This window comes from Luteimonas sp. AC640a (assembly GCF_979256585.1).
The window spans coordinates 829,303-841,292 of record NZ_CEEDOV010000007.1 but is presented as its reverse complement, the minus strand read 5'-3'; the positions used below and the strand labels follow the sequence as shown (position 1 = coordinate 841,292).

General features: G+C 66.4%; 12 protein-coding genes. 10 read left to right on the top strand and 2 right to left on the bottom strand.

Annotated elements, in window-relative coordinates; translation table 11 throughout:
* Window positions 1–21 precede the first annotated feature (21 nt).
* Entirely contained in the window at window positions 22–381 is a 360-nt protein-coding gene (locus tag ACZ9YD_RS08050) for a PilZ domain-containing protein (protein ID WP_232134856.1), read from the top strand.
* Window positions 382–426: 45 nt separating this feature from the next.
* On the opposite strand, the gene ACZ9YD_RS08045 is transcribed toward ACZ9YD_RS08050, so the two are convergent.
* Entirely contained in the window at window positions 427–690 is a 264-nt protein-coding gene (locus ACZ9YD_RS08045) for a hypothetical protein (protein WP_465074605.1), read from the bottom strand.
* A gap of 78 nt (window positions 691–768) precedes the next feature.
* Here ACZ9YD_RS08045 and ACZ9YD_RS08040 point away from each other — a divergent pair, with 78 nt between their 5' ends.
* On the top strand, window positions 769–1,350 hold the full coding sequence (locus tag ACZ9YD_RS08040; RefSeq protein WP_465074604.1) for a TetR/AcrR family transcriptional regulator: 582 nt from the start codon (window positions 769–771) through the stop codon (window positions 1,348–1,350).
* A 171-nt stretch (window positions 1,351–1,521) separates the two neighbouring features.
* Here the strand turns inward: ACZ9YD_RS08040 and ACZ9YD_RS08035 are convergent, their stop codons facing one another.
* Window positions 1,522–3,603, bottom strand: a complete 2,082-nt coding sequence (locus tag ACZ9YD_RS08035; RefSeq protein ID WP_465074602.1) for a 3-hydroxyacyl-CoA dehydrogenase NAD-binding domain-containing protein — start codon at window positions 3,601–3,603, stop codon at window positions 1,522–1,524.
* Window positions 3,604–3,878: 275 nt separating this feature from the next.
* Between ACZ9YD_RS08035 and rpoE the strand changes: the two genes are divergently transcribed.
* The 8 genes from rpoE to era all read left to right on the top strand — a co-directional run bounded on the left by rpoE (window position 3,879) and on the right by era (window position 11,980).
* Window positions 3,879–4,505: an RNA polymerase sigma factor RpoE gene (gene rpoE, locus ACZ9YD_RS08030; RefSeq protein WP_465074601.1), complete on the top strand. Its 627-nt coding sequence runs from the start codon at window positions 3,879–3,881 to the stop codon at window positions 4,503–4,505.
* On the top strand, window positions 4,502–5,449 hold the full coding sequence (locus ACZ9YD_RS08025) for a sigma-E factor negative regulatory protein (RefSeq protein ID WP_465074600.1): 948 nt from the start codon (window positions 4,502–4,504) through the stop codon (window positions 5,447–5,449). The genes rpoE and ACZ9YD_RS08025 overlap by 4 nt, the downstream gene beginning before the upstream one ends.
* Window positions 5,450–5,546: 97 nt before the next feature.
* Window positions 5,547–7,094: a Do family serine endopeptidase gene (locus ACZ9YD_RS08020; RefSeq protein ID WP_465074710.1), complete on the top strand. Its 1,548-nt coding sequence runs from the start codon at window positions 5,547–5,549 to the stop codon at window positions 7,092–7,094.
* A gap of 188 nt (window positions 7,095–7,282) precedes the next feature.
* On the top strand, window positions 7,283–9,079 hold the full coding sequence (lepA, locus tag ACZ9YD_RS08015; protein WP_465074709.1) for a translation elongation factor 4: 1,797 nt from the start codon (window positions 7,283–7,285) through the stop codon (window positions 9,077–9,079).
* A gap of 60 nt (window positions 9,080–9,139) precedes the next feature.
* Window positions 9,140–9,934, top strand: a complete 795-nt coding sequence (gene lepB, locus ACZ9YD_RS08010; RefSeq protein ID WP_465074599.1) for a signal peptidase I — start codon at window positions 9,140–9,142, stop codon at window positions 9,932–9,934.
* Between the two features lie 28 nt (window positions 9,935–9,962).
* The gene (locus tag ACZ9YD_RS08005) at window positions 9,963–10,343 is read left to right on the top strand and encodes a DUF4845 domain-containing protein (protein ID WP_465074598.1); all 381 of its coding nucleotides are present in this window, start codon (window positions 9,963–9,965) and stop codon (window positions 10,341–10,343) included.
* A complete protein-coding gene (gene rnc, locus ACZ9YD_RS08000; protein WP_465074597.1) occupies window positions 10,327–11,010 on the top strand; it encodes a ribonuclease III in 684 nt (227 codons plus the stop codon). Before ACZ9YD_RS08005 ends, rnc begins: the two co-directional genes overlap by 17 nt.
* Before the next feature lie 64 nt (window positions 11,011–11,074).
* Window positions 11,075–11,980 (top strand): GTPase Era, encoded by a 906-nt coding sequence (gene era, locus ACZ9YD_RS07995; RefSeq protein ID WP_465074596.1) that lies wholly within the window; start codon window positions 11,075–11,077, stop codon window positions 11,978–11,980.
* The last annotated feature ends 10 nt before the right edge of the window (window positions 11,981–11,990 follow it).

Below are 11,990 nucleotides of genomic sequence, written 5' to 3'. Positions count from 1 at the left end.
TTCTTCGCTGGAAACCGATCCATGAGCGCAACCGCTGCTGGGGCACGTCAGGGCATCCTGTCGCTCGCCGTCAAGGACAAGGCCGCGCTGTACAACGCGTACATGTCGTATCTCAAGCACGGCGGCATCTTCGTGCCGACGCCGAAGCGCTACTTCCTCGGCGACGAGGTCTTCCTGCTGCTGACGCTGCCCGAGTCCAGCGATCGCCTGCCGACGGCCGGCAAGGTGGTTTGGGTGACGCCAGCCGGCGCGCAGGGCAACCGCACGGCGGGTGTGGGCGTGCAGTTCGCCGATACGCCGGAAGGCGAGGCGGTCAAGAACCGGATCGAGACATTGCTCGCCGGTACGCTGCAATCCGAGAAGTCGACCCACACGATGTGAGTCCGTCGCCCGCATCGCGCGGGCGACCTGTCGCGACCGATGTGCTCAGCGTGCGTCGTCGAGCATCGCGCGCAAGGCGGGATGCCGGATGTCCATGACATCGAACAGACCCGCTGCGCGCAGATACACGGCGCGTCGCAGCAGTTCGTCTTCGTAACCGCGACGCAAGAGTTCGTCGTCCTCTTCATCAATCGCCAGGCGCGCGAGCTCGGTGAATTCCTCGATCCAGCCCATCGCCGCGTACGCATCCGGAGCGGCCGGCTGCACCCGCGGCGGCGCGTGTCTCGACGGATTCGGGAGGGCATGCATGCGGGAATCCTTCGGGTCAACTAAACCGGCTGGACGGTATAGTCTAGAATCTCCGCTCCTTCGTCAAGACGCGTGCCCATGACCACCCGCAAGCCCCGCAGCGACGCCCGCGCACGCATTCTCGATGCGGCGCTCGCCGTGTCCGATCGCGTCGGTGCCGCGCACCTGACCCTCGACGCGGTAGCAGCGGAGGCGGGCGTCAGCAAGGGCGGCCTGCTGTACCACTTCGCGAGCAAGGACCTGCTGCTCAAGGGTGTGGTCGAGCACCACATGGACCAGCACCATCGCGATCTGGAGATGGCCGAGACGATGTTCCCGCCCAATCCGGGCGGCTATCTGCAGGCCTTCGTGCACGCCCAGCGGCAGGGGCTGGAGGCCAAGCGGCTGCACGGCCCGAAGGCGACGCAGTCCTTCATCGCGGCGGCGGTCAATACGCCCGACCTGATGGATTCGCCGCGGGAGTACGCGGCCAAGCATGCGGCGCGCCTGCGCGAACTGGGACCGGATTTCGTCGAAGCGCTGCTGGTCACGCTCGCATTCGACGGCCTGTTCTTCGGGGACGCGTTCGAGATGCTCGACCTGACGGCGTCGGAGCGCAGCGCGCTGATCGCCGCGCTGGAATCGCGCGCCGCGGGCTTGGCGACTCGGCACTCGGGCTGAGCTTTTTTCTTAGGCGGATCGCCGCTGAAACGCGCGAACGCTACGAAACCTGACGCGCAGCAGGCGGGATTCTTCAGACGCTGCGTAGCCAACGACGCGAACGCATAAGCGCATCCCTGCAGACGATCTACCCGCACACAGGCGCGACTTCCGTCGCGCCTGCGGGATGCATCAGGCCGTCCGCGGCACCGGCTGCAGCGCCGGATTGTCCCAGCCCGGACGCGGTGCGAAGCGGTCGCCGTGGCGTGCCTGCAAGGTGCGCAGGCGTTCGACGATGACGTCGGCGCCGGTCTCGCGGATGTACTGGATCGGACCACCGCGGAACGGCGCGAAGCCGGTGCCGAAGATGACGCCCGCATCGAGCAGATCCGCGTCGGCGACCACGCCGTCATGCAGCGCAGCGACGGCCTCGTTGAGCAGCGGCAGGATCAGACGGTCCTGCAGATCCTCCGGCGCCTTGTAATCCTTCGGCAGCTCCGGCTTCTGCGCTTTGCCTTCGACCCAGCTGTAGAGACCCTGGCCGTCCTTCTTGCCGCGCTGGCCCGGTTCGGGCGGCGTGGCCAGAGAGGCGGGAATGCGCAGGCCGAGGAACGGTGCGAGTTCCTGGCCGACGCCGGAGGCGACATCCAGACCCACGGTGTCGATCAGCTCGATCGGTCCCATCGGCATGCCGAAGTCGACCGCGGCCTTGTCGATCGCCTTGCCCGGAATGCCTTCGGCGTAGGCGCTCGCGGCTTCGAGCATGTACGGAAACAGCAGACGGTTGACCAGGAAACCCGGCGTGCCGGCGACAGGCACGGGCAGCTTGTCGATGGCCTTGCAGAACGCGGCCAACCGCTGCGCGGTGCCCTCGTCGACACCGTCGTGGTGGACGATCTCGACCAGCGGCATTGAGGCGACCGGATTGAAGTAATGCAGGCCGGCGAACTGGCCCGGACGCTGCACGCCGCTGCGCAGTTCGTCGAGCGGAATCGACGAGGTGTTCGTCGTCAGCAGCGCATCGGCCGGCAAACGCGGTTCGACATCGGCATACAGGCTGCGCTTGGCCTCGGCATTCTCGATGATCGCCTCGATCACCAGATCGGCATCGGCAATGCCGTCGCCGGCGAGATCGGAGCGCAAGCGCGCGGCGACTTCGGGGCGCTTGGCGGGATCCTTGACCTTCTTCTCGAATAGCGTCGCGGCGCGTGCCTGCGCCTTGTCGATGAATTGCTGCTCGCGGTCCTGCAGCGTGACATCGAAGCCCTTGTATGCCGACCACGCGGCGATGTCGCCACCCATGACGCCAGCGCCGACCACGTGCACGCGCCGGATCGGCGCTTGGCCGCTCGCGGCCTTGCCGCCGAGGCCCTTGAGGCGCTCCATCAGGAAGAACACGCGGGTGAGGTTGCGCGCCGTCGGTGTGCCGGCGAGCTTGACCACCGATTTGCGCTCCGCGTCCAGCAGGCCACGCGTATCCCCCGACGCTCGGCGCCAGGTCTCGATCATGGCGTACGGGGCAGGGTAGTGCTGCTTCTTCGCCTTGCGCGCGACCTGCTTGACCAGCACCGGCGCCAGCGCCTGGCGGACCGGCCAGAGATTGGTCGCCCAGCCCATGAAGCGCTGCTTGAACGGACGCGGCGCGCCCTTGAGCGCGAGTGCGATGGCGGCATCGACGAGCAGTGCAGGCTCGACCACCTTGTCGACCAGACCGATGCCGCGCGCGGCCCTCGCCGACAGCGCGCGACCGGTCAGCATCATGTCGAACGCGGCCGGTGCCCCGACCAGTCGCGGCAGGCGCACGCTGCCGCCCCAGCCCGGATAGATGCCTAGCTTGACCTCGGGCAGGCCGATCTTCGTCGACGGATCATCGCTGGCGACACGGTAGTCGCAGGCCAGCGAGATCTCGGTGCCGCCTCCCATGCAGAAGCCGTGGATCGCGGCGACCGTCGGGCAGCGCAGTTCCGCCAGCCGCTGGAACGTCATCTGGCCGCGGCGGATCGAATCGCCGATCGTGCCCTTGGCATCAAACGCCTGGAATTCGCGGATATCGGCACCGGCGATGAAGCCCTTGGCTTTCGCCGAGCGGATCACCAGCGCCTTCGGCGGATCGAGCGCGAGGCGCTCGAGCAGGGCGTCGAGCTCAATCAGCACGTCCTGCGCAAACGTGTTGACCGATTCGTTGGCGCGGTCGAAGGACAGCACCAGCACGCCGTCTTCGCGCGGCTCGGCTTGCCAATGACTGAAGCGAAGCCCGTCGAGGCCTGCAAACATACGGCACCATTCTTGAAGGTATGGGGGATCGGCCTATGATCCCGAGGTTGCTTGAGCGTCGTCAAATCGGCGCTTGAAAGCAGCGTTTGAATCGGTTCACCGGCTGATGGGTCGAACGAGGGCGCCTTCGCGGCTTGCAGGGCGCCCGCGCCGCCCCAAGACATGCAGCACGGTGACGTGGCGACGATGCCACACCGACTGTGACGGAACTTTTCGCGCAGCGCCCTGTCCTAATGACCCGAGCCAGGCCGGGTGTCCCAAGGAGATCCGGCCCGATGATCGAGGAACACCACAGCCAGGAGCGGATTCAACTGGACGAGGAACTGATCAAGCGGGTGCAGGCGGGCGACACCGCGGCGTTCGACCTGTTGGTGCGCAAGCACCAGCATCGGATTGCGGCTTTGATTGGGCGCTACGTGTCCGACTGGAGTGAAGTGCAGGACGTCGCCCAGGAAACCTTCATCCGCGCGTATCGCGCGTTGGGGAACTTCCGCGGCGATGCGCAGTTCTATACCTGGCTGCACCGGATCGCGGTCAATACCGCGAAGAACCATCTGGTGGCGCACAACCGCCGGCCGCCGACGGATGACATCGACATCGAGGACGCCGAGCATTTCGACAGCGGCATCCGTTTGCGCGACAGCGATACGCCCGAGCGTGAACTGATGCGCCAGCAGCTGGAACAAACGGTGATGCGCGCGGTCGAAGCATTGCCCGAGGAACTCCGGGTCGCGATCAACCTGCGCGAAGTGGACGGTCTGAGCTACGACGAGATCGCCGAACGGATGGGCTGCCCGATCGGCACCGTCCGCTCCCGGATCTTTCGGGCGCGCGAAGCGATCGATCGCGAACTGCGGCCTTTGATGGACAACGAAACACAAGTGGAGCGCGTGACCCGATGAACACTGCCGACGACATCGATACCCTGCAGATCGGCCCCGATCCCGACAAGCTGGAGCGGTTCCACCGTCAGCAGCTGTCGACGATGCTCGATGGCGAGCTGTCTCAGGACCAGGCGCGCTTCCTGCGCCGCCGCCTCGAACACGACGCCGAACTCTCCGGTTGCTTCGAGCGCTGGCAGGTCTGCGGTGACGTGCTGCGGGGCCGCCAGGTCTCGCTGTTGCCGCCCGATTTCGCCGATCGCGTCGCGCGCGGTATCGCTGCAGGCGATGTGGTGATCGCGCCGGTTGCGTCGGCGAAGCGTCCGCGTCTGCTGCGTTGGGGCGGGGGTGCCGCGCTGGCGGCATCGGTCGCACTGGTGGCGCTGTTCGTCGGCCGTCCGGGCGCTTTCTTTGACGATGCGGACGACGTGCTGCCGATGGTCGCCGACGCCGCGCCCGTCGCGCCGGCGATTCCCAGCGCTCATGACGCCACCGCTGATGCGACCGCGCTCGTGGCGGCGTCTCCTCTCGAAGCCACCGCTGCGGTCGCCGGCGCCGCCGCACTGGCAGTAGCTGAAGTGCCGCGTCGCGGCAACGGCGATCGCGCCTCGCGCGGCCAGTCGCAGCGCGCCGCACTCCGCAACACGCAGACGCGTCAGGCATCGGCGTCGCGCATGGTCGCGTCCGCGGCGCCGCCGCGGTTTGCGGTGTCCAATGCCGTCCCGCCGCGTGCGCTGGCGTCCACATCGGCGATTGCGACCGGCCTGCCGGAAGCGCCTGCCGTGTCGCGGCCGTGGCCGAAGGCCTCATCGCTGTCGGCCAACAGCAGCTTCTCGGTGCGCTATGGCGATGCGTTCGCCGCGCCGTCCTGGGATGCGCCGCAGGCGTCGGGCAGCAATGTGCTGCCGAGCTTCCCGGTCGATCCCGCCGATGCCGCGCGCCCGCAGCTGCGCGCGGTGCCCTGAGTCGTATCGGCACGCCTTCTGACGCCCTGCGCGTCGACGACGTGGTCGCTGCCCCGTTTCGCATCGCATATCCCCCTCAGAGTCCGTCATGTCCTCGATGAAGAAATCCATGCTCGCGGTGTCGCTCGTCGCCGTGCTTTCGGCCGGCACCACCGCCTTCCTGCTGCCCAACGCCACCGCCCAATCCGGCGCGCAGACGCCGGCCGATGCCGCGGCCAGCGTGTCGTCGACCCCAGAAGCGCCGCTGGTCTCGGGTCTGCCCGATTTCACCCGTCTGGTCGAGCGTGTGGCGCCGGCCGTGGTCAGCATCGAATCGACGATCGGCGCGCGGCAAACGCGTGGCCAGCAGATGCCCGACGACGCGCAGATCCCCGAGATATTCCGCCGCTTCTTCGGCCCCGGTTTCGAAATGCCGGGCGGTCCGGGCGGTCCCGGTCGTGGCGGCAGCGCGCCGCGCGGCACTTCGATGGGCACCGGTTTCATCATTTCGGCCGATGGCTATCTGCTGACCAACCATCACGTCGTCGACGGCGCGGAAGAGGTCAAGGTGCGGCTGTCGGACCGGCGCGAGTTCACCGCCAAGGTCGTCGGCAGCGATGCCGAATCGGACGTCGCGGTGCTCAAGATCGACGCGACCGGTTTGCCGACGCTGCGCTTCGGTAACGGTGCAAGTGTCAAGCCGGGACAGTGGGCGGTCGCAATTGGTTCGCCGTTCGGCTTCGAGCAGTCGGTCACTGCAGGCATTGTCAGCGCCGTGGCGCGCTCCAACCAGTACGCCGACCAGCGCTACGTGCCGTTCATCCAGACCGACGTGCCGATCAATCAGGGCAACTCGGGCGGTCCGCTGCTCAACGTGGCGGGCGAGGTGATCGGTATCAACTCGCAGATCTTCAGCAACTCCGGCGGCTACATGGGCGTGAGTTTCGCGATTCCGATCGACATCGCCGCCAACGTGGCGGAGCAGATCAAGAAAACCGGTTCGGTGCAGCGTGGTCAGGTCGGCGTCATCGTCGAAATGCTGACCGCCGACAAGGCATCGGCTGTCGGCCTCACTGATACGCGTGGCGCGTTGGTCAACAGCGTGCAGCCGGGCAGCCCGGCGGAGCGGGCCGGTATCGAACCGCTGGACGTGATCCTTTCGGTCGACGGTACCCGCATCAACACGTCGAGCGATCTGCCTCCGTTGATCGGCAACAAGGCGCCGGGCACACGGGTGAAGCTGTCGGTGTTCCGGGAAGGTCGCACGCGTGATGTGGATTTGACGCTCAGCCAACTTGATGAGAGCGCGACGGCAGGTTCGAGTGCGGGTCAGGCGCCAAGCGCTGGCTCCCAGACGCAGTCGGGTGGAAATCCGCTCGGCTTCACCGGCCGCGATCTCGACGCCGCCCAGCGTCGCCAGTTCGGCCTCACCGGCGACGAGGGCGTGCTCGTGGCCAGTGCCGGCCGTGGCGCGGCGGCGAATGCCGGCATTGCGCAGGGCGACGTGATCCTGCGCGTCGGTCGCACGCCGGTGGGCAGTGCGGCGGCGCTCGACCGGGCACTGCAGAGCGTCCAGCCGGGCGATACGGTGATGCTGCTGGTCCGCGGACGCGGCGGCGCCACCCAGTACCGCGCGGTGACGGTGTCGGAGACCGCCGAGCGCTGATCGGACGCGCCATGGTGCAACGCCGACGGCCCGCGCATTCGCGGGCCGTTTTCGTATGCGCGTCGGCACGTGCTGTGAACGGCGTACCCGGCCCAATTCGCCGGCCGCGTGCGACGCGGGCGCTGTGCGATAATCGCCCGTTACCTTTTCGACGACGGCCCGGCCGCCGCCCAATGACCCACGATCCGATGCGGAACATCCGCAACTTCTCCATCATCGCCCACGTCGACCACGGCAAGTCGACGCTCGCCGATCGCATCATCCAGCTCTGCGGCGGCCTCCAGGCGCGCGAGATGGAGGCGCAGGTGCTCGACTCGAATCCGATCGAACGCGAGCGCGGCATCACGATCAAGGCGCAGTCGGTCTCGCTGCCGTACAAGGCGCGCGACGGTCAGATCTACCATCTGAACTTCATCGACACCCCCGGCCACGTCGACTTCTCCTACGAGGTCAGCCGTTCGCTGGCCGCGTGCGAAGGCGCGCTGCTGGTCGTCGATGCAGCGCAGGGCGTGGAAGCGCAGTCGGTCGCCAACTGCTACACGGCGATCGAGCAGGGTCTGGAAGTGATTCCGGTGCTCAACAAGATCGATCTGCCGACGGCCGATATCGAAAAGGCCAAGGCCGAGATCGAAGCGGTGATCGGCATCGATGCCGAAGACGCGGTCGCGGTGAGCGCCAAGACGGGTCTCAACGTGGAAGAGGTGCTCGAGGCGATCGTGCATCGCATCCCGCCGCCGAAGCCGCGCGACACCGATCGTCTGCAGGCGCTGATCATCGACTCCTGGTTCGACAATTATCTGGGCGTGGTGTCGCTGGTACGCGTGATGCAGGGCGAGATCACGCCCAAGACCAAGATCCTGGTGATGTCGACCGGGCGCACGCACGACGTCGACAAGGTCGGTGTGTTCACGCCCAAGCGCAAGGAACTGCCGGCGCTGCGCGCGGGCGAAGTGGGCTGGATCACCGCGTCGATCAAGGATGTGCATGGCGCGCCGGTCGGCGACACGCTGACCCTGGCCGCGAAGCCCGCCGAAAAGCCGCTGGCCGGCTTCCAGGAGATGCAGCCGCGCGTGTTCGCGGGTCTGTTTCCGATCAACGCCGAGGACTACCCGGACCTGCGCGAAGCGCTCGACAAGCTGCGCCTCAACGATGCCGCGCTGCGCTTCGAGCCGGAAAGCTCGGAAGCCATGGGCTTCGGTTTCCGCTGCGGCTTTCTCGGCATGCTGCACATGGAAATCGTGCAGGAGCGTCTGGAACGCGAGTACAACCTCGACCTGATCAGCACCGCGCCGACGGTGATCTACGAGATCCTCAAGACGGACGGCGAGGTGATGCCGCTCGACAATCCGGCCAAGCTGCCGCCGGCGAATCTGATCCAGGAAGTGCGCGAGCCCATCATTCGCGCCAATATCCTCACGCCCGAGGCTTACATCGGCGCGATCATCAAACTGTGCGAAGACAAGCGCGGCGCGCAGGTCGGGATCCAGTATCTCGCCAGCCAGGTGCAGATCAGCTACGAGCTGCCGATGGCGGAAGTGGTGCTCGACTTCTTCGACAAGCTGAAGTCCGCCAGCCGCGGTTACGCCTCGCTGGACTATCACTTCGTGCGTTTTGACGCCGGCCCATTCGTGCGCGTGGACACGCTGATCAACGGTGACAAGGTCGATGCGCTGTCGCTGATCGTGCATCGCAGCCACGCCGATCGCCGTGGTCGCGAGCTGACCGAGAAGATGAAGGAGCTGATTCCGCGCCAGCAGTTCGACGTGGCGATCCAGGCTGCGATCGGCGCGCAGGTCATCGCCCGCACGACGGTCAAGGCGCTGCGCAAGAACGTGCTGGCCAAGTGCTACGGCGGCGACATCTCGCGCAAGAAGAAGCTTCTGGAAAAGCAGAAAGAAGGCAAGAAGCGCATGAAGCAGGTCGGTCGCGTGGAGATCCCGCAGGAAGCGTTCCTGGCGGTGCTGAGCACGTCGCGCGAGTCCTGATTCGTGTTTTCATAGCGGCGGCCCAGCGCGGCCGCCCGATCCCGTGTCCGAGGATGCTGCATGAAATGGTTTGAGACCGCTCTGGTCGTGCTGACGTTGCTCACCGGCGTCATCTGGCTGCTCGACAAGCTGGTGCTGGCCAAGGCGCGCGCGCGCCGCGCCGGACTGATCGAGGAAAAGGAACCGATCGTCGTCGATTACGCGAAGGCGTTCTTCCCGGTGCTGTTCGTCGTGTTGATCCTGCGCAGCTTCGTCTCCGAGCCGTTCCGCATTCCGTCCAGTTCGATGATGCCGACGCTGCTGATCGGCGACTTCATCCTGGTCAACAAGTTCGCCTACGGCATCCGTCTGCCGATCACCAACAAGAAGATCATCGACATCGGTGAGCCGGTGCGGGGTGACGTGGTGGTGTTCCGCCCGCCGCAGCATCCCGACCAGGACTGGATCAAGCGCGTGATCGGCCTGCCGGGCGACACGGTCGAGTTCCGTGACAACACGGTCTTCGTCAACGGCACGCCGTTCGAATACCAGCGCGTAGGCACCTACGAGGGCGTGGGCCGTGGCGCGGAGATGACCGGCGCCTCGCTCATGACCGAACAGATGCCGGACCGCAGCCACCAGATCCTGCACATCGACCAGGCGGCGCCGTTCCACCTGGGCGAGGGCACGTTCCACGTGCCGCAGGGCCATTATTTCGTCATGGGTGACAACCGCGACCGCAGCGATGACGGCCGCTTCTGGGGTACGCTTCCCGAGACCCAGCTGCGCGGCAAGGCGTTCCTGATCTGGATGAACGTCGATAGCGCCGCGCCGGGCTGGGTCGATTGGGGAAGGATCGGTCAAAGCATCAAGTGACCAACGGCATCGGCTCTAGGGGACGTCCATGAAACGCACGCAACGCGGCATCACCCTGCTGGGATTCATCATCGTCCTGGCAGTCGTCGGCTTCTTCGCCTATGTCGGCATGAAGCTGTTTCCGATGTATTCGGAGTACTACAGCGTCAAGACCGCGCTCAAGGGGCTGGCCAGCGAGCCGGGCACCGCAGCGTCCGATCCTGCACGTATCCAGGACCTGTTCTTCCGCCGGCTGTACATCAGCTATTCGGAGAATGTAAAGCCCGAAAACGTGAAGATCCGCCGCGCCGACAACGGCTGGCAGATGGATGTGCAATACGAAGTGCGCCGTCCGCTGGTGTTCAACCTCGACGTCGTGGGCAAGTTCCACGCGACGCAGATGCTGACCCGCGGTGGCGACGGAGTTTGACCGGCAGCAGGGTCGGTTCGCCGGGCACGTCTTCCGTGATCCCGACCTGCTGACCCAGGCGCTGACGCATCGCAGCGCCGGCGCCCCGCACAACGAACGCCTGGAATTCCTCGGCGACGCCGTGCTCGGCGCACTGGTCGCCGAGTCGTTGTATGCCCGCTGGCCGACGGCCGACGAAGGCACGCTGACCCGGGCGCGCGCGGAACTGGTCCGCGAGTCCTCGCTGGCCGCAGCCGCGCGCGAACTCGATCTCGGCGCGCGGCTGGTGCTGGGGCCGGGTGAGCTCAAGTCGGGTGGGCATCGCCGCGACTCCATCCTGTCCGATGCGCTTGAAGCCGTGATCGCGGCGATTTATCTCGACGCGGGCCTCGACACCTGCCGCGATGTGGTGCTGCCGCTGTTCGAGAAGACCATGGTCGCGCTGGCCAGCGGCCGCGTCGCCAAGGACGCCAAGACCCGCCTGCAGGAATGGCTGCAGGGGCGCCAGAAGGCGCTGCCGGTCTATGAACTGCTGTCGGAAAGCGGCGAGGAACATGCCAAGACCTTCCTCGTACGCTGCGCGCTCAATGATGCCGGTGTCGCCGCCGAGGGCCAAGGTAGCTCGCGCCGGGCGGCCGAGCAGCAGGCCGCCGAAGCGGTGATGGGCCTGCTCGAAGGTCCGGGCTGACCGCCCGCGAGACGCCCGACGCTGTTTCCGCGTCGCGCCATCGGCATTTCCGTAGAATGCCGGCATGACCGAACCCCACACCACGCCCCACCATGCCGGCTACGTCGCCGTCATCGGCCGACCGAACGTCGGCAAATCCACCCTGGTCAACGCCCTCGTCGGCGCCAAGGTGAGCATCGTCTCCAACCGACCGCAGACCACGCGCCATCGTCTGCTCGGCATCGCGACATTTCCGGAAGGCCAGTTGCTGCTGGTCGACACACCCGGCATCCATCACGAGCAGAAGCGCGCGATGAACCGCATCATGAATCGCGCGGCGCGCGGCGCACTGGAGGGCGTCGATGCGGCGCTGCTCGTCGTCGTCGCCGGCCGCTGGGACGACGAGGACAGCCTGGCGTTCGATGCGCTGCACGAGGCGGGTGTGCCGGTAGTGCTGGTGGTCAACCAGGTCGACCGGATCAAGGACAAGACGGCGCTCCTGCCGTATCTGCAGAAGGTCACCGAGGGCCGCGATTTCGCTGGCGTCGTGCCCTTGTCCGCGCTCAAGCGCAAGGGACTGGAACAGCTGAAGTCGACCGTGTTTCCGCTGATACCGGCGCAGGACGCGCTGTTCGGCGAGGACGAGATCACCGACAAGAGCCAGCGATTCCTGGCCGGTGAACTTGTGCGCGAACAGTTGATGCGCCAGCTCGGCAACGAACTGCCGTATGCGACCACGGTCGAGATCGAAAGCTTTGCGCTGGACGGCAGGATGCTGCGCATCGGCGCGGTGATCTGGGTCGAGCGCGAAGGCCAGAAGGCGATCGTCATCGGCAAGGCCGGGACCCGGCTCAAGGACATCAGCACCAAGGCGCGAATGGGCATGGAGCGCCTGTTCGATGCCAAAGTGTTCCTGGAGACCTGGGTGCGCGTGCGCGAAGGCTGGTCCGATGACGAAGCCGCGCTCAAAGCGCTCGGCTACGGCGAATAAGGAACTGCGC

What these genes read in the sequence shown, in the direction of transcription:
- ACZ9YD_RS08050 (WP_232134856.1), top strand. Translation starts at nt 22, where the DNA reads ATGAGCGCAACCGCTGCTGGGGCACGTCAGGGCATCCTGTCGCTCGCC.
- ACZ9YD_RS08045 (WP_465074605.1), bottom strand. Translation starts at nt 690, where the DNA reads ATGCATGCCCTCCCGAATCCGTCGAGACACGCGCCGCCGCGGGTGCAG.
- ACZ9YD_RS08040 (WP_465074604.1), top strand. Translation starts at nt 769, where the DNA reads ATGACCACCCGCAAGCCCCGCAGCGACGCCCGCGCACGCATTCTCGAT.
- ACZ9YD_RS08035 (WP_465074602.1), bottom strand. Translation starts at nt 3,603, where the DNA reads ATGTTTGCAGGCCTCGACGGGCTTCGCTTCAGTCATTGGCAAGCCGAG.
- rpoE (WP_465074601.1), top strand. Translation starts at nt 3,879, where the DNA reads ATGATCGAGGAACACCACAGCCAGGAGCGGATTCAACTGGACGAGGAA.
- ACZ9YD_RS08025 (WP_465074600.1), top strand. Translation starts at nt 4,502, where the DNA reads ATGAACACTGCCGACGACATCGATACCCTGCAGATCGGCCCCGATCCC.
- ACZ9YD_RS08020 (WP_465074710.1), top strand. Translation starts at nt 5,547, where the DNA reads ATGAAGAAATCCATGCTCGCGGTGTCGCTCGTCGCCGTGCTTTCGGCC.
- lepA (WP_465074709.1), top strand. Translation starts at nt 7,283, where the DNA reads ATGCGGAACATCCGCAACTTCTCCATCATCGCCCACGTCGACCACGGC.
- lepB (WP_465074599.1), top strand. Translation starts at nt 9,140, where the DNA reads ATGAAATGGTTTGAGACCGCTCTGGTCGTGCTGACGTTGCTCACCGGC.
- ACZ9YD_RS08005 (WP_465074598.1), top strand. Translation starts at nt 9,963, where the DNA reads ATGAAACGCACGCAACGCGGCATCACCCTGCTGGGATTCATCATCGTC.
- era (WP_465074596.1), top strand. Translation starts at nt 11,075, where the DNA reads ATGACCGAACCCCACACCACGCCCCACCATGCCGGCTACGTCGCCGTC.